Below are 16,747 nucleotides of genomic sequence, written 5' to 3'. Positions count from 1 at the left end.
TCAAAGGCGCAGCTGCTAAGGTATCTCACAGATTAACCACCCCTATTCTTCGTGAAGGTGTAACAATGCCAAAGTCCAAGATCACGACGGAGGGCTCCGCACTCCCGCAGTCCTCCAGCTCTGCAACTAACCGCACCCCGGTCAAGATCAACTCTGAGGGAACTCCGAAGTGGTACATCGCCATCATGCTGGGCCTCATGCTCCTCGGCCTGCTCTGGCTCGTGGTGAACTACCTAGCGGGCGAGTCTATTCCGTTCATGCAGGCACTGGGGCCGTGGAATTACGGCATCGGCTTCGGCCTGGCCATCATCGGTCTCCTGATGACGATGGGCTGGCGTTAACTTTCAGCACCGCCGATGAACTCCTCGAAGTTCTATAGCATCGCCGGCGTCGGCTGCATCATTTTGGTGATGCTCACCGTCACGGTGGATAAAAACTTCCTCACCCCCGGCGCACTCGTCCTCGCCGGCCTCGGCGTCACCCTAACCCCGCTGGCCGTCCGCTACCCACGCGTGGCGGCCTGCGGGTATGGTGCACTTTTTGCGTTCGCTATGTGGTGCCCGGACTGGCGGTCATTCCTAATCCTGGCGTGGAGCCCCGTCATCGTGGGCATCGTGGCGTTTCGCACGCGCTGGCTGTGGGCGGTTCCCCCAGCGGTGGTGTACACATACCTGATCACGACGGATCCATCGAACAATTATCTTCCGGATTTCGATCCGCTAAGCCTCTCGCTACCGCTTCTTCTGTATGCGGTGGCCATCGTCATTGGGGCCGTACTGCGCAGGACCTGGGACCAGCGTCTTGCCGCTGAGCAACGCGCCGCAGAAGAGCGCGAGGCGCTTATGACAGCCCTCCATGATTCGGTCGCCGCGACCTTAACCTCCGTGGTCATGCGTTCTGAGACCCTAGCGCTGACCCAAACGGATCCCTCAGCGGCCGACTCCGCGGAGGCAATTGCTGACGACGCCCGCCGCGCCATGGGCGAGGTGCGCGATCTATTGCGCGTGATGAAGAACGAAAGCGTGACAAAGGGCGTCAAGTCACTGGAGGAAGACCTCGACACTATGGTCAGCTTCCTGAGCAGTCATGGTTTTCAATGCGAGCCGCAGATAACAGTGGGCAAGAATGGCCAGCTTGCACTGCCGGACAAGCTCTCCCTCGTGTTCTCCGAACTCGCCGTGAACATCCTCAAGTACGCCCGCCCTGAATCCCGTGTAAGCATCGAGGCAACGAGCACCTCCAAGACCATCGACGTGGTGATCACTTCCGTGATTGCGGCCCAGCAATCACGCCAATACATGACGACGAATCTGGGCTTGGGTGAAATTGCCCGCCGCGTTCGCCGAGTGCACGGCAGCTTCGGCAGCGGCAAAGAGGGCGAGCACTGGGTCACACGCCTTTCTCTTCCCACCGCCAGCCTCAGAAAAATATAGTAAGCTTTCCCGGTAGTCCGCCGTTTCTTAAATTCCCAAAGGTTTGACATGCGTACTTCCCTCGCCGTTGCCGCCGCAGCTCTCGCGCTGTTTTCCGCACCAATCGCCAGCGCCGCTGAGGCTCCTGCTGAAACCACCGTTGACACCGCTACTGAGAACACTGAGTCCACCGGATTCACCTTCTACAAGTCCTTCGGCCGCGAATTTGCCGACCACTTCCGTTGCTCCACCAGCCCCCAGCGCTGGTGGTGCGGCTAAGCTGTTCCCATGAGCATTCGGGTTTTCCTCGTTGACGATGATGAGCTCGTTCGCTCGACGCTCCGCGTCTACTTCCAGACCACCGAGGACATCACGGTGGTCGGTGAGGCAACTAACGGCGCCGATTGCTTAGACCAGCTTGAAGAAGCCAAGCCGGACCTCGTCCTCGCCGATATTCACATGCCGCACATGGACGGCATTACGCTGCTCAAGCACCTTAACTCCGCGCCGAATCCCCCGACGTTTTTGGCCGTCACCGCCTTCGACTCGGATGACACGATGCTGAAGATCCTGCGGGCGGGCGGCGCGGGCTATATCTTGAAGAACCAGCGCCCGCGCTCCATCATCGAGGCGGTCCGCGCCGCCGTGGAGGGCGGCACCGTCGTGGCACCCGCCGCCATGCACCGTTTGGTGGACTACATTGGGGAACCCGCCACCCCACGCGATCCCGTCGCCGCCGCTATTGAGAGCCACGAGCTTCACGACGCCGAAATTGCCGTCCTCAAACTCCTCCTCGCCGGCAACTCCAATTCTGAGATCGCTGCCGCCACCCACTATTCCGAGTCCGCCGTGAAGAAGCACGTCTCACGCCTCATCACCATCTTTGGCGCCAGCACGCGCCTGAACCTGGTGGCCAAGATTCTGGGCGGCGCTGGCTCTTAAGCCCGACTCAACTCTGCTCGATTAACGGGCTTCTCCCCCAAATGGCGGAGGCAAAAGATTGCCTGCTTAGGCGATGTTTCTCATGCTTCTGATCAATATCGTCAGAGGTATGAACACCGTATTCACTGCTCGAGACATCACCGTCTCCTTCGCCGGACATGAGGTTGTCCACGGCGCGAACCTCACGGCATCGCCCGGACGGATCACCGCTTTGCTTGGTCCAAACGGCGCCGGCAAATCCACCACGCTCCGGGCTGCCCTCGGTTTGGTGAAAGCCACCGGAACGAAGCACATCAATGGCACCATCGGGCTGCTCCTCGACGATGGCGGCCTCGTTACCAGTCTCACCGGGCGTCAGCATCTCCACGCAATGGCGAGGCTATATGGCGTCGATAAGTATCGGGTACAAGAGGTTTTAGAGCTTGTCGATATGTCGCACCGCTGCGACCGGCAGCTCAAAACTTACTCGTTAGGCATGAAACGGCGTATAGCGCTAGCGGGAGCTCTGTTACAAGATCCCGACATCATCATCTTGGACGAGCCGTCCTCTGGTCTTGATCCTGACGGCATTCGTTGGCTGGGCGAAGTCTTGTGTGCGGAAGCTTCCCGTGGGAAGGCAATTATCATGGCAACCCATCATCTGGCTGAAGCGGCCGCAGTCGCCCACGACGTAGTCATCATTTCTCGTGGTCACACCACATTCACAGGCGTTCTCAGTGAAATCCCTGACCTTGAAGCCGCCTACTTCGCCCACGCTACGAAAGGCTAGACATGAAATCCGAGCTTTATACCCTTCGTCACCTCCCGAACGTGCTGATCGTCGCGATACTCGCAGTTATGATGGCGGGCATCAGCGCTGTCCTGCAGTGGGCACTTCCGTTCCTTTTGAAAATTGACCCGCCACAAGTCGGTGACAGTCCAACAGGCCAACAGGTGCAGGCGCTTATCGACGGCTCCGACCCCACGACGTCCAGTTTCCAATTGGCCGCCCTCGATATCACAGGTTCTGGCCAGTCCACAGGCATTTCAATCTTCCTCATCGCCATTGTTGCACTCACAATCACTGCAGCTAGCTACCCATTTTCCAGCGGTGCAGTGGTGTGGAAGGTGGTTGGCGCTGGTTCGCGTATGAAATGGGCGAGTTCTTTGATCGTGGCGGTGCTGAATACCGTCCTCCTAGTATGCGTGGCAGCGTGCGTTCTTAACTCACTGATCGCACTGGTTGCGGCTCCGATGAATGATGTTTCTCTGGTTGCTTCTGCTTCTAATGTCGCTGTCGTGTGGCTGCGAGGCAGCTTGGCCGTGCTACTACTGACCCTCGCGATCATCGGTGTCGTATTAGCCATACGGAGAATCGGTCCAGCCATCGGGGTCATTGTCGCAGTGTTGATGGCAGGAGTGATCTTGGGAACTATCGGCGTCATGGCCGGGTGGGAACCGTATCTTTACAGTTGGCTTCCTTCTTCTGCTGTGTCAATTGCTGGTGGACAGGGGGCAACGCAAACTATGAATCCATGGGTAGGTATTGCTGTACTTGCCGGCTGGTCGGTTGTGAGCATGGGACTTGGGCTCACCCGCTTTTACCGGGCAAATCTTTAACATGGACTTCATGAATCGCCTTTCAGCCAGAGACATCGCTCTCGCTGTCATCGTTCTATCCCTTGACCTCGTTGGGTTCCTAGTGGCTAGCTCGATGGAACCAACCCCCTTCAATACCGCATTGTCTCCAGCGCAGTTCTGGCTGATTCTTGTTGCCATCATTGCCAAAGGCATCCTCCTGCTTTGGCGCCGTAAATTTCCCTTAAGCGTCCTACTCGGGATTTCTGCTACTGAGCTTCTGTGGTCCCTCTACTGTCTCGTCACCGCAGACCACAGCCTCGGCTACAACGGTATCGCTGCCTCGGTGGCTGCGTTTTCGCTAGCGCTGCACACGAACTCAAAAACTCGCGACTCTATTTCCCTCATTATCTCGGGTCTCATTGTCGGCGTCCTCCGCGCCATTGCCATGCCACCGCTGGGAGGAATCGAGCCTCCACTTTTTACTCTGCTCACAGCCTTGGGCTGGCTGCTCCCCCTCATAGTGTTCTTTGCTATTGGACTCGCTGTCCGCAATAACCGTGAGCTCACCGCATCCCTCGCCCGCCAAGCAGAACTCGCTGAGGAAAACGCCATTGTCGAGGAGCGCGCCCGCATTGCGCGGGAGCTTCACGACACCACCGCCCATCACCTCTCAGCCATCGCCATCCAAGCTCAAGCCGCACAGGCATGCATCGATGTCAACCCCACCGCTGCCAAAGAGCATCTCCAACACGTGACCTCGTCGACGACGAAGGCACTCCAGGATGTCCGCGCGACCGTTAGCAAGCTTTCGGTTTCCGATGCCGAAATACACCGCATCCCTCAGCCGACAAATCTGTCTGCGCTAATTTCGGAGGTTCGCGCTCTAGGGCAGGCAGTAACGTTTTCGGACACCTCCCACTTGTCGGAGGGCGAGTTGATCGCGGCTTATCGAATCACCCAAGAAGCTCTGACAAATGCCCGCAAGCATGCAACAGGCGCGCCTGTTGATGTCATGCTGAGCGATGATGAACTGCGGATAATCACCCGCGGCACTTTCACACATAGCCCCACGGGCCGTGGCACCATCAGCATCCAAGAGCGCGCCCGAGCTGTCGGTGCAACCGCTTTCAATGAACCTACCGAAGATGGTTGGCTGGTGCTCATTACCTGGAGGAAGCCATGATTCGAGTCTTGTTAGTTGATGACCAACCTCTGATCAGACAGGGATTAAAGGCAATCTTCGAGGCCACCGGTGAGATCAAAGTTGTGGCTGAGGCAGCTTCCGGGAATGAGGCGATAGCGGCTGCAAAGGCTCGCGACATTGATGTGGTGTGCCTCGATATCCGCATGCCTGACGGGGACGGGATCTACGCAACCACGGAGATTAACAAGCAAGACAATCCCCCAGCAGTCATCGTGATCACCACCTTTGACCTAGACGAATACGTCTTTGGTGCCCTCGAAGCCGGTGCCTGTGGCGTCATGCTGAAAGACTCCCCAATGACCGACCTCATCCAAGGAGTCAAACACGCGGCCTCAGGTGAAGGCATGGTCGACGCTGCGGTTACTAAAAGGGTGATTGCAGAATTTGGTCGGCGGAAAGCGCGGGCCACGGTAGATTCAGCCCTACTCACGCCGCGCGAACTCGAGTGTGTACGGGCCCTGGGCAAAGGATTAACCAACATCGAAATCGGGCGCGAGCTGTATTTGGAGCCCTCTACGGTCAAGACTCATTTGTCATCTGCGATGGCCAAAGTGGGAGCTCGTTCGCGAGTACAGCTCGTGATCTGGGCCTTTCGCGCAGGAGTGGTGAGCTAACTAGGGGGCGCAGTTCCCAACACCACCTCGCAACCGGAGCACTGTTAACACCTTGGGTACAAAGTTATCCACAGGGTGGGGATAACTCTGTGGAGAACGAATTCCACAGCCTTTCTCCACACCCTGTGGATAAGTGTTTTCACGCTTCCCACAGCCCGCACAAAAACTTCGAACACAACCTAATACGCTGCTGATCTGCGGTTATCTTGGCCCACACGTTCGGTAAATTACAAAAATGTAGTTATCCACAATGTGGATAACTTATGTGGAATTCTTTCGCACAGAGGTTTCGGTGGATAACACGCCCGAGTTATCCCCAAAGCCCAGCTCGCAGCGCCGCTGCAACAGCAGCTATCACCCCGATAAGCCATATCCCCAGCCAACGCAGCCACGCACGTTGGCGAAAGAGGAATGGCGCCAACAGCAGTCCTGTGAGCAAACCGCCCAAGTGCCCCCACACGGAGACGTTCTCCGCCACAAAGCTGTAGGCAACGTTTGCTACGACCAAGACGATGGGCGCGCGCAGATCAAGACCGCGGCTGCGGTACACGCCGATGAGTAGTCCCATGAGCGCAAAGAGGGCACCGGAGGCGCCCACCGTGGGTGTGCCGAAATCCATCCACAGCACTGCGGCGGAAGAGCCCACAATGGAGATGAGATAGGCCGCCACATAAAGCGCGCTGCCCAGGGCGCGTTCTACTTCCCTACCCACAAAAAGCAGCATCACCATGTTGACGAGGAGGTGCCCGGCGTCGAGGTGCATAAAGCCCGCGGTAATGACAGTTGTGGGGTGCTCGGACACCTCCGGGCCCCACAGCGTCCAGTCTTGGGCCAGCAAGCTGCGATAGTAGGGCGTAGAGAGGGTCTTGGCCTGGATGGCCGTGACCAACCATGCCCCAATGCACAGCACCATGAGCACCATGGTGACTGGCGTCGAACGTAGATAATTTTTCACACGGACTCCTAAAACAACGAGCCCGCCACCACATCACGTGGCAGCGGGCTCAGATGAAAAGCTAAGAACGCTTAGGCGATCTCGATGGACTCAATGACAACGTCCTCAGCCGGACGGTCCATGCGGTCGGTGGAGACCTTCGCAATCTTGGACACGACCTCCTGGGAAGCCGCATCGGTGACCTCACCGAAGATGGTGTGGTGGTTGTTCAGGTGCGGGGTCGGCGCCACGGTGATGAAGAACTGGGAACCGTTGGTGCCCGGGCCGGCATTCGCCATGGCCAGCAGGAACGGGCGGTCAAACTGGAGCTCCGGGTGGAACTCATCCTGGAACTGGTAGCCGGGGCCGCCACGGCCGGTGCCAGTCGGGTCACCGCCCTGGATCATGAACTGGTCGATGACGCGGTGGAAGATAGCGCCATCGTAGAACGGGCCAGACTGCTCACCCTTGGCGTTCTGGGTGGTGTAGTCCTTCTCGCCCTTAGCCAGGCCGATGAAGTTCTCAACGGTTACCGGTGCGTGGTTACCGAACAGGTCGATAACAATGTCACCGTAGTTGGTGTGCATCGTTGCAGTTGCGGTCTTCTGAGTCATGCCAGCCATTGTATGGAAATTTCCACCAATGCGTTGTTCCGGCGCGACGCTGTCAGCGATCTGCGTAGGGTTGCAAGCATGATTCGCGCCATTCTCTTCGATCTCGATGACACCCTCATGGACCACACCGCCGCGATGCATGCGGCCGTTGAGGAGTGGCTGCCGGGCGGGCACCACAAGCGCTTCGCCGAGATTGAAAGGAAATGGTTCGCCGCCTACGAGCGCGGCGAGGTCACCCACCAAGGCCAGCGAGTGGAGCGCTGCCGCGAGTTCCTGGGGCGCCCAGAGATGACAGAGCAGGAGGCACTGGCGGAATATGCCAAGTATTTGGCCGCGTATGAAAAACACTGGCAGGCGCTTGATGACGCCCTCCCTACCCTCGAGCACGTCCTGTCCCGCGGCCTCAAAGTGGGCGTTTTAACGAACGGGGCTCGTGAAATGCAGGAGGGCAAGCTCAAGGCGGGCGGGCTCGACCTGCCAGGCGTTGAGCTCTTTCCCACCGTGGAGATGGGCCACCCGAAGCCGCACCCAGAGGCCTACCTCGAAGCTTGTCGGCACTTAAGGGTGGAACCGGGCGCCACTCTCATGGTGGGCGATTCGGTGGCCAATGATGTCGAAGGCGCCCGTGACGCGGGTCTCAAGGCACTGCACTTCGATAGGGGCGGAAACGGAGACATCGCCGCGCTCAGTGAGCTGACGGCGATGAACGGTTTAAATCTTTGGATTTAAACCCCTAAAGGTTAGAGCGGACCTCGTCACGGGCGAGGACCAGGTTGCGCAGGGAAGCTTCGGTCTCCTCGTAACCACGGGTCTTCAGGCCGCAGTCCGGGTTAACCCAGAGGCGCTCGACCGGCACGTTCTTGAGCGCTGCGCGGATGAGCTCAGCCATCTCCGCCACGGACGGGATGCGCGGCGAGTGGATGTCATAAATGCCCGGGCCGATCTCAGAGTGGAACTTCTCATCGATGTCCTCGAGCAGTTCCATGCGGGAGCGGGCAGCTTCGATGGAGGTGACGTCGGCGTCCAGGCCGGCGACGGCGTCGATGATCTGGCCAAACTCCGAGTAACAGAGGTGCGTGTGGATCTGAGTGGTCGGCTGGGCCTCGAGTGCTACGAGGCGGAAAGAGCGCACCGCCCAGTCGAGGTAAGCCTTGCGGTCCTGCTCGCGCAGCGGCAGCAACTCGCGCAGGGCGGGCTCGTCGATCTGGATGATGTCAATGCCGGCCTCCTCGAGGTCGCGGACTTCGTCGGCCAGCGCCACGCCGAGCTGGTCGGCGGAGACGGACTGGTGAACATCATCGCGCACGAAGGACCAGGCCAGGATGGTCACCGGGCCGGTGAGCATGCCCTTGACGTGCTTCTCGGACAGGGACTGCGCGAACTTGGCCCACTCGGTGGTCATGGCCTTCGGGCGGGAGATGTCGCCGACGACGATTGGCGGACGGGTGCAACGGGAGCCGTAGGACTGGACCCAGCCGTTCTCGGTGACGACGAAGCCGTCGAGAAGCTCGGCGAAGTACTGCACCATATCGTTGCGTTCCGGCTCGCCGTGGACGAGGACGTCCAAGCCCAAGCGCTCCTGCAGCTCGATGACGGACTTCACCTCGTTGCGCAGTGCCTCGGTGTAGTCGGCATCGGAGAGCTCGCCCTTGCGGTGTGCGGCGCGTGCGGCGCGAATTTCAGCAGTCTGCGGGAAGGAGCCGATGGTGGTGGTGGGCAGCTGCGGCAGGCCAAGTTCTTCTTGCGCCTTGTTGCGCTCAGCGAACTCCGGCTGGCGCTGAACCTGGCCCTCCGGCAACTGCGCAGTGCGATCCTGTACTGCCTGGTCATGGGTGCGGGAGGACTCGGCGCGGGTGCGCACGGCGCGGTCAGCCTGAGCATAAGCCTCTGGGGCATCGAGCGGGCCGGCGGAGAGTGCTACGACCTCGCGGATCTTCTCATCAGCAAAAGCGAACCAGGTGGCGACGTCCACCGGCAGGGAGGTTTCTGCCTCCACGGTGTGCGGCACGTGCTGCAGGGACACGGAGGTGGTCACGGAGACATCCGCGCCCAGGGACTCCAGCTTCTCGCGCAGGTCGCGGAGGTTGGCGGCCCAGACGTTGCGGCCGTCGACCAGGCCGGCGGAGAGGTGGGTGACCTCGGCGAGCTTGGCCACACGCTCGAGGTAGGAGGTGTCTAGGGCCAGAGTGCCGACGGAAAGATCCACCTGGACTGCTTCCGGCTGCAGCTCGGCGACGGCGTCGAGGCCAGCGTTGAGGGAACCATAGGGCGTGGTCAGGTAAACCTGCGGGCGCTTCTCCGCGCCCAGGATGCGGCCATAGGCGCTCTTGAGTGCGGCGGCCAAGGTGGCGTCGTCAGCGGCGGCGAGGTCGGCGACCAGGGCCGGCTCGGCGAGCTGGATCCATTCAACGCCGGCGTCGTAAAGCTCAGCCAGGACGGTGAGGTAGGACTCGACTGCCTGATCGAGGTGGTCCAGGGGCTGCTTGGTGGCGCCCTCAGCCTGCTTGGACAGCGCCAGCAGGGTCACCGGGCCGACGAGGACTGGGCGCACAGTGTGGCCGGCGGCGCGGGCCTCCTCGACGATCTTCAGCACGCGCTGCGGACGGGCGCTAAAGGTCTGGTCATCGGTGATCTCAGGAACAATGTAGTGGTAGTTGGTGTCGAACCACTTGGTCATCTCCAGCGGCGCCGTGTCCTTGTTACCGCGGGCCAGGGTGAACTCATCATCGAGGCTCTCGCCCTGGGCAGCGCCCACGGTCAGCGCGGTCTCGAGGACGTGGTCGTAGTAAGCAACGTCGGCCGGGATGGCGTAATCCTCAGCGAGGCCCAGCTCCTTGAGGCGGGCATAGGTGTCAAGGCGCAGGGAGTGCGCGGCGGACTCGAAAGTCTCCGCGTCGATCTTGCCGGACCAGTAGGATTCCAGCGCGCGCTTGAGCTCGCGGTGGGCACCGACGCGCGGGTAGCCCTCAATCGTGGCCTTAGGAAAGGATGCGGTCATGGGATGACTCCAATTCGATGTAGCAGGTCAGTCGTGATGTCTGGATTGTTGTGCGTGTAGATGTGCAGCCCGTCGGCGCCGGCGTTCATCACCGACTTCGCCAGCTTGGCCGTAATCTGCATGCCGATTTCTTTCTCTTCCTCGGGAGAGGTCGCTGCCGCGAGCTGGTCGAGGACCTTGGTCGGCCCATCCAACCCGGACAGCTGGCACATTCGCTCCACCCGAGCGCGGCTCGTCATCGGCATGATCCCGGGGATGAGCGGAATGCGCACACCTGCCAGCCGGGCGCGCTGGGCAAAGCGGACGTAATCCTCCGCGTCGAAGAAAAGCTGGGTGATGGCGAAGTCTGCGCCGAGGCGCTGCTTGGCCAAAAGGACGTCGATGTCCTCGTCCGGCGTGGCGGACTCGGCGTGGCCGTTGGGATAGCAGGCCACGCCCACCGCCAAGCGGCCGGCTGCCAAGCGCGCCACGCGGTCGGATTCCCAGCGGCGGATGAGCCGGACCAGGGAATCGGCGTGCGGCAGGTGACCTTCGGGCATGCCGCCCTCCGGAAGGTCGCCGCGGAGGGCAAGGAGGCCGCGCACGCCGGCGTCGACAAGCGTGTCGATCCAGCCAACGAGCTCTTCCTCTGTGCCGGCGGTGCAGGCCAGGTGGGCCAAGGGACGCATCGCTGTATCGCGTGAGATCTTCTCAATGAAGGCTGCGGTTCCCTCCAGCCACCCAGAGCGCTGGGAGCTGGTGACGGCGATGTAATCAGGGTTATACGCGGCGAGCATGGCGAGCAAGCGGTCAATCTTTGCAGCGTCCGCATCATGACGCGGCGGGATCACCTCGAAGGAGAGAGCGGTACGCTTAAGCTCCTTGGGCGTATCTTCGCTGATTTGGTCTAGTGGTGCGGATGCGGAGAGTCGCGGGGACATGCTCACCTCCTCTGCAGGTTATCGTTGTTTATCGTCGGTGTTGATGTCCCAAAACGTACCAAGCTGTCCATTTCTCGCGAAAGCGTTTTAGCATTGGTAATACCTTTAGAACCCAGTCAGCTGCGCCGTTAACGCAAACCCACAATGAATAAAAACCCGTCCCATCCGTACAAAGCTGTCTATTTTCTTTGAACAGCTCGCGGCCTTTGCGCATATGGTGGCGGGACCTGCGCGCCGCCACTACGCTGAAAGGGAGTATCCAGCGCGAACGCGGACACACCCGGTTCGGCGCCGACAATCACTCCATAAACAGTTGTCCAACACAAATCACCTCAGTATTGACTAAAGGAGCACCTGAGCCCATGAACCCCGCCGCCCTGTCCACAGCCATCAGCGCCACCTCCGCCCTGGTGGAGCGCCTCAAGGAACGCCGCGATGAAAAGGCTCGCGAGGCCTACTCCGTCCTAGAGACCGCCGCCGCCCGCATGGAAGAACGTGATGGCGACTGGTTCTCCGAGGCCCGCCGCGAAGCGGGTGCCGTAACCAAGGCCGCGCACTCCCGCCTCGAGCGCGCCCTGGAAGAGCTCAAGGAACGCAGCGAAGAAGCCACCGAGAAGCTCTCCGAGGCTGCCGCGGAGGCCCAGGACAAGGCCTCCAAGCAGTGGGAAAAGACCCAGAAGCAGGCAGAAAAGAAGACCTCCAAGGCCCGCAAGCAAGCCAAGAAGAAGGCCTCCAAGGCCGAAAAGAAAGCCCAGAAGCGCAGCGCCCAGCTGCAGAAGAAGGCCCGCCGCATCAGCGGTAAGGACAAGAAGAAGGGCTCGAAGATCTGGCTGATCTCCGCGCTCGTTGCCGCCCTTGCGGCCATCGGCGGCGGCATCTACTACTTCTTCACCCAGAAGAAGGAGAAGGAGTCCGCCGTCCCGCCGCGCGTCGAAGACTTCTCCTCCCCGTCTGCACCGCAGGGCTCCACCTTGGTCTACACCTCCACCACTGAGGACGATGCCAAGAAGGAGTCCGACCTGGCTGAGGAAGGTGTCGTCGAGCGCGACGAGGAGCTGTTGGGCTCCCTGGATGAGCAGCTGGCCAAGCACCGCGAGGAAGAAACCGCTATTCAGGACGCCGTCGAGACCGAGATCGAGGTCAGCAACGCCGACAAGAAGGATGCCGACACCTCCCGCATCACCGACGACCACGAGTCTGAGGGCAAGCACCGACTCCACACCGAAGAGGAGAACTAATCCCCCATCCTTGGGGGTGCGTGTTTCGTTGCCTTGATCTCACTCCTTTGCCTGCACGGGCCCGACCTGCTTGAATCGAGGGTTAATCGGCATCGATCGTGAAGGATCGGTGCCCGCGCGCAGTTTTGCGCCGCCACCGTATCAGCAGCAGGCAAGGAGATCAGGAATGAGCTTCGAATCACTCATCGTCAAGCTCAAGAGTGGGGACACCTTCTATTTTCCGGCCGGTGCCGTCAGCGGTGATCCGTCCACCCGCGTGGATAACCTGCGCTTTGCCATCGAAAACGGCACGCAGTTCACCTCCGTCGATGACTACGGCGTCGACCGCGAGTTCAACGGCTACGACGTGGACAACTACCACTTGGCTTAAGCCGCGTAATCCGTTACAGCGACCCTTCTTTGCTGTAATCTGAATCACCACCTTATGCGCATTGCGCTATAAGATGAGTCCTTATGACTCACTATCCACGCATGCGGACGTGGTCGTGGTACCTCCCCGATGAACCACCTACCGGGGAGGTATCCCTCACTGAGACCACCGACTTCTCTCGGCCCGGCGCCGCCACGTGGCGGATGCTGGGTGCCCAACGCACCGGCGTCATCGGTATCTTCATCGCCACCCTCATCAACGCACCGCTGGGCGCGTTGGTCTCGGTCATCATCGGCCACACTACGCAGTATGCCTTTTCCGATCCCTCCTGGCGCACCGTAGCGCTGCCGCTTGCGGTTACCGCGGTCATCCTCTACGTCGCCTATATCTGCGAAGCCACAGCGGATGCTTTCACGGATCTGAGTCAGGCCCGCAGCACCCACACGCTGCGCCTGAACCTGCTGGATAAGCTGCTGGGTGCCTCGACCGCCGGGATTAGCCCCGGCCGGCTGCTCAACACGATGGATGAGGATTCGCACTACATCGGCCAACTCAAGCAGATCCTCAACTTCCCACTGGTCATGGTGGGCTACCTCTTAGGCGCCGTGGTCAGCCTCGCCCCGGTTTCCTGGCAGGTCTCCGCCGCCCTGCTCATCGGTGCCCTCGCCACCGCGCTGGCCTCGTGGGCCACCACCAAGCCGCTGACCAAGGTTGCTGCGCGCCGCCGCCAGCTAGAAAACACCGCGTTGTCACTCGCCACGGACTTCGCCCAAGGTTCCCGCGTTATCAAGGGCCTGGGCGCCAAGGACATTGCCCGCCAGCGCTTTTCCGACGCCGCTCACGAAGCCCTAACCACCATGCTCCACGAGGCCAAGCTGTCCTCCCTCATGGCCTGGGTGCGGCAGATGGTCCCCGCCTCCTTTGCGGTGGGCATCCTGGCCTGGACCTCCTGGGAAACCTTCGAAGGCCACATTGCCCCCGGCGGCATGATGGCGATTACCATGCTCGCACCCCCGGCATTGACCGCGCTCGGCGTATCGCTGGGCCTACTGACCGAAAACTGGGCCAGAGCACGCGCCTCCGTGGAGCGTGTTGGCGAGCTGCTCGGCCAGCTCAATACCACTACCGAGAAGACAACCGGCACGCCCATCGAGCTCTCCCCTGGCCTGCACGTGTGGATGCCCACGACCGCCGAGGGCCGCAGCACCGTGGATTCCTGGGTGCGCTACCTCAACGACAACGGCGCTTTGTGCCCGCCGCACCGCATCTCCGTGCTGGAGGGCACCCTGCAGGACAACGTCGATCCGCTACGCGCGGCAACCCAAACCCAAACCCACGACGCCCTGCACGCCTCCGCCTGCGAGGACATTGTTATCCGCCTCGGCGGGCTGGGCCCCGACGGTGAGCTGCCCACCGCACCCATCGGCGAAGCCGGCCTCAACCTCTCCGGCGGCCAGCGCCAGCGCGTCGCCCTGGCCCGCGCACTCGCACTCGACCCCGACGTTCTCGTCCTGGACAACCCCACGACGGGGCTGGATTCGTTGACCCTGGCGGACGTCGCCAAGCGCGTGCGCGAACTGCGCGCCGACAAGACCACCGTGGTCATCACCTCCGCCTCCACGTGGGCCGCCAACGCCGATGAGGTGGTGGAGCTATGAGCAACCGCCCCACCACCACAGACCGCGCGGATGCCCTCGCCCCCGCCTCCCCACAAGAGTGCCTGCGCTTCCTCAAAACCCTGCCCAGTGCCCCTAGCAGGCTCGGCATCGCCCTCTTCTTCGGCCTATTTACCGTCACCGTCATCATGATGAACCTGGTCTCCCAGGTGCTCGGCCGCGTCGTCGACATCGTCCAGGGCGTGGAGCTCCCCGTCCTTGGCACGGGACGCACAGCCATGGTCGGCGCACTCATCGTCATCGCGGTGGGCTTCCTCGTGGAGGTCACCGGCCGCACCCTGGGGCGCTACCTGGTCACCTCCACCACCCGCCGCCTCTCGGTGGATCTGCGCACCTCAGCGCTCGATTCCGCCCTCGGTGCCCCCGTGCCGGCCGTCATGGAACTAGGTACCGGCAACATCATCACGCGCCTGTCCAAGGACATCGACACCGTGGTCATGGCCATCTCCATGATGGGTGACCGCCTAGTGCTCACCCTCTTCATGCTGCCGCTGACCGCGCTCATGATGATCTTCATCCACCCCGCCTACGCCCTGCTCTTCATTGCGGTGAGCTGCCTGCTCTACCCCTTCATCCGCGGTACCATGCGGGATATCCCCGCCATCGCCAACGAAGTCTCGTCAGTAGAGGCCTACCGCAACAACGTGCTGTTGGATACCATCCGCGCACTGGAGACCCTCCGCCAGTTCTCCCTCAAAGACTGGGCACACGCGCGCATGGAGCGCTACTCCTGGGACACGGTACAGGCCTGGGGCGACAAGGTTCCGCTCATCAACCGCATCGTTGGCCAGGGCGCCCTAGCCTTCGCGGTGCTGCTGCTGGGCTCTGTCCTCATGTCTGTGCCCATGGTGATCTGGGGCTGGCTGACCCCTGGTGAGGCCACCGCCGCCGTGCTCTTGGTCATGCGCCTAGAGATCCACGTCTTCAACATCCTCTTCTTCGCCGGTGAGATTCAGCATTCCGTGACCTCCCTCGGCCGCGCCGTCGCCCTGGCCACCCTCGAGGACAGCGCGCACACCAGCGCGAACCAGAAGGACACTCCCCGGCTTAGCGACGCCCCCACCATCACCATCGAGCACCTCTCCTACGCTTACCCCGGTGGGGCGCCAGTGCTTAACGACGTCTCCCTGACCCTCACCGCCGGCACCACCACCGCCCTCGTGGGCACCTCCGGCGCGGGCAAATCCACCCTCGCCTCCCTCGTGGCGGGCCTGCAGTACCCCACAACGGGCACCATCAGCCTCGACGGGATTGATACCGCCACGGTGCCGAATACCTGGATCACCGAGCACGTCGCCCTCATTACTCAGGAAGTCCACCTCTTCTCCGGCACGCTGCGCAGCGACCTGCTGTTGGCGAAACCCGATGCCAGCGATGAGGAACTGTGGCGCGCGCTCAACACCGTGGGCCTCGATGAGAATTCGCGCTGGCTACCCCAAGGCCTGGACACGCTCATCGGCGCCGGCAACGAAGAGATTGGCGCGGAGGCCGAGCAACAGCTTTCGCTGGCCCGCATGATCCTGCGCCAGCCGCCAGTGCTCATCATGGATGAGGCCACCTCCGAGGCCGGCTCCGAGCACGCCGAGGTACTCGAACACGCCGCCAAGGCCGTCACCAAGGACCGCACCTCACTCGTCGTTGCCCACCGCCTAGACCAAGCCCGCGAGGCCGACCGCATCATCGTCATGGAACAAGGCCAGATCGTCGAGGACGGCACCCACGCCGACCTCATCGCTCTGGGCGGGCGCTATGCCTCGGCCTATGCCCAATGGGAGCATGGGAAATAGGTCTTCTCCGCGCCTACCATGGAGCTCATGCATCTTCTTTCCCTTACTGAAGCCGACCGCACCTATCTGGCCCGTATCAACTTCCTTGCCGATACTTTCGGCGATGAGCACAAGGAACTCCCTGAAGGTTTCGAGGAAGGGTTCGACTATTACCTCGGCGGTTGGGAGCCCTCTCGCGGAGGTTTCATCGCTTGGGAGGGGCACGTCCCCGCCGGTGGCGTGTGGCTGAACTGGGGTACGGCTGAGCGCCATGGATTTGGCCACGTGGCGGAAGGTATCCCTGAGCTCGCCTTGGCCGTGGAGCCCCGCTTCCGGGGCCAGGGCGTCGGTACCCTGCTGATCGACGCCGCCACTGACCTCTCCCGGGAGATGGGTGCCCCGGGCATCTCGCTCTCAGTGGCTAAAGACAACGACCGCGCTCATCGCCTGTACCTCCACCTGGGTTTCGAGGCCCTTCCGGTTTTAGAGTGCGTTGATT

18 protein-coding genes are annotated in these 16,747 nt (G+C 61.4%); 14 read left to right on the top strand and 4 right to left on the bottom strand.

Translation table 11 applies throughout. The annotated features are described in order from the left end of the window. The first annotated feature begins 65 nt into the window (after positions 1 to 65). The 8 genes from crgA to HMPREF2565_RS04945 all read left to right on the top strand — a co-directional run bounded on the left by crgA (position 66) and on the right by HMPREF2565_RS04945 (position 5,732). Positions 66 to 341: a cell division protein CrgA gene (crgA, locus tag HMPREF2565_RS04980; RefSeq protein ID WP_071406949.1), complete on the top strand. Its 276-nt coding sequence runs from the start codon at positions 66 to 68 to the stop codon at positions 339 to 341. A 15-nt stretch (positions 342 to 356) separates the two neighbouring features. Next, positions 357 to 1,433, top strand: coding sequence for a sensor histidine kinase (locus tag HMPREF2565_RS04975; RefSeq protein ID WP_071406948.1), 1,077 nt, complete (start codon positions 357 to 359; stop codon positions 1,431 to 1,433). Positions 1,434 to 1,481: 48 nt separating this feature from the next. Then, entirely contained in the window at positions 1,482 to 1,691 is a 210-nt protein-coding gene (locus tag HMPREF2565_RS04970) for a hypothetical protein (RefSeq protein WP_070523259.1), read from the top strand. Between the two features lie 9 nt (positions 1,692 to 1,700). Beyond that, complete coding sequence (locus HMPREF2565_RS04965) at positions 1,701 to 2,354, top strand: response regulator transcription factor (RefSeq protein ID WP_070533551.1); 654 nt, start codon at positions 1,701 to 1,703, stop codon at positions 2,352 to 2,354. A gap of 109 nt (positions 2,355 to 2,463) precedes the next feature. Continuing rightward, the gene (locus HMPREF2565_RS04960) at positions 2,464 to 3,123 is read left to right on the top strand and encodes an ABC transporter ATP-binding protein (RefSeq protein ID WP_070523305.1); all 660 of its coding nucleotides are present in this window, start codon (positions 2,464 to 2,466) and stop codon (positions 3,121 to 3,123) included. Positions 3,124 to 3,125: 2 nt separating this feature from the next. Beyond that, on the top strand, positions 3,126 to 3,953 hold the full coding sequence (locus HMPREF2565_RS04955; protein ID WP_070562136.1) for a hypothetical protein: 828 nt from the start codon (positions 3,126 to 3,128) through the stop codon (positions 3,951 to 3,953). A 10-nt stretch (positions 3,954 to 3,963) separates the two neighbouring features. Then, the gene (locus HMPREF2565_RS04950; protein ID WP_168162655.1) at positions 3,964 to 5,097 is read left to right on the top strand and encodes a sensor histidine kinase; all 1,134 of its coding nucleotides are present in this window, start codon (positions 3,964 to 3,966) and stop codon (positions 5,095 to 5,097) included. Beyond that, positions 5,094 to 5,732, top strand: a complete 639-nt coding sequence (locus HMPREF2565_RS04945; RefSeq protein WP_071406946.1) for a response regulator — start codon at positions 5,094 to 5,096, stop codon at positions 5,730 to 5,732. Before HMPREF2565_RS04950 ends, HMPREF2565_RS04945 begins: the two co-directional genes overlap by 4 nt. A 310-nt stretch (positions 5,733 to 6,042) precedes the next feature. Here the strand turns inward: HMPREF2565_RS04945 and HMPREF2565_RS04940 are convergent, their stop codons facing one another. Then, the gene (locus HMPREF2565_RS04940) at positions 6,043 to 6,687 is read right to left on the bottom strand and encodes a rhomboid family intramembrane serine protease (protein ID WP_071406945.1); all 645 of its coding nucleotides are present in this window, start codon (positions 6,685 to 6,687) and stop codon (positions 6,043 to 6,045) included. Between the two features lie 71 nt (positions 6,688 to 6,758). Next, positions 6,759 to 7,289 (bottom strand): peptidylprolyl isomerase, encoded by a 531-nt coding sequence (locus tag HMPREF2565_RS04935; protein ID WP_039672975.1) that lies wholly within the window; start codon positions 7,287 to 7,289, stop codon positions 6,759 to 6,761. A 69-nt stretch (positions 7,290 to 7,358) separates the two neighbouring features. Between HMPREF2565_RS04935 and HMPREF2565_RS04930 the strand changes: the two genes are divergently transcribed. Beyond that, entirely contained in the window at positions 7,359 to 8,009 is a 651-nt protein-coding gene (locus HMPREF2565_RS04930) for an HAD family hydrolase (protein WP_071406944.1), read from the top strand. Between the two features lie 4 nt (positions 8,010 to 8,013). Here the strand turns inward: HMPREF2565_RS04930 and metE are convergent, their stop codons facing one another. Beyond that, positions 8,014 to 10,278 (bottom strand): 5-methyltetrahydropteroyltriglutamate--homocysteine S-methyltransferase, encoded by a 2,265-nt coding sequence (metE, locus tag HMPREF2565_RS04925; RefSeq protein ID WP_071406943.1) that lies wholly within the window; start codon positions 10,276 to 10,278, stop codon positions 8,014 to 8,016. Continuing rightward, positions 10,275 to 11,198 carry a methylenetetrahydrofolate reductase gene (locus HMPREF2565_RS04920; protein WP_070444484.1) on the bottom strand — a complete coding sequence of 308 codons (924 nt, stop codon included), beginning with the start codon at positions 11,196 to 11,198 and terminating at the stop codon, positions 10,275 to 10,277. Before HMPREF2565_RS04920 ends, metE begins: the two co-directional genes overlap by 4 nt. Positions 11,199 to 11,560: 362 nt before the next feature. Here HMPREF2565_RS04920 and HMPREF2565_RS04915 point away from each other — a divergent pair, with 362 nt between their 5' ends. From HMPREF2565_RS04915 to HMPREF2565_RS04895, 5 genes are all read left to right on the top strand, one after another. Next, positions 11,561 to 12,436, top strand: coding sequence for a hypothetical protein (locus HMPREF2565_RS04915; protein ID WP_071406942.1), 876 nt, complete (start codon positions 11,561 to 11,563; stop codon positions 12,434 to 12,436). Positions 12,437 to 12,602: 166 nt separating this feature from the next. Further along, complete coding sequence (locus tag HMPREF2565_RS04910; RefSeq protein WP_049156598.1) at positions 12,603 to 12,806, top strand: hypothetical protein; 204 nt, start codon at positions 12,603 to 12,605, stop codon at positions 12,804 to 12,806. A gap of 83 nt (positions 12,807 to 12,889) precedes the next feature. Continuing rightward, positions 12,890 to 14,464, top strand: coding sequence for an ABC transporter transmembrane domain-containing protein (locus HMPREF2565_RS04905; protein WP_071406941.1), 1,575 nt, complete (start codon positions 12,890 to 12,892; stop codon positions 14,462 to 14,464). Continuing rightward, on the top strand, positions 14,461 to 16,269 hold the full coding sequence (locus HMPREF2565_RS04900; protein ID WP_071406940.1) for an ABC transporter ATP-binding protein: 1,809 nt from the start codon (positions 14,461 to 14,463) through the stop codon (positions 16,267 to 16,269). The genes HMPREF2565_RS04905 and HMPREF2565_RS04900 overlap by 4 nt, the downstream gene beginning before the upstream one ends. 18 nt (positions 16,270 to 16,287) lie before the next feature. Beyond that, positions 16,288 to 16,747, top strand: a 460-nt coding sequence (locus HMPREF2565_RS04895; RefSeq protein WP_071406939.1) for a GNAT family N-acetyltransferase, incomplete at its 3' end; no start/stop codon positions are given.

The organism is Corynebacterium sp. HMSC072A04 (genome assembly GCF_001809235.1).
GTDB lineage: Bacteria > Actinomycetota > Actinomycetes > Mycobacteriales > Mycobacteriaceae > Corynebacterium > Corynebacterium hiratae.
This window is presented reverse-complemented; position numbering and strand designations above follow the sequence as displayed.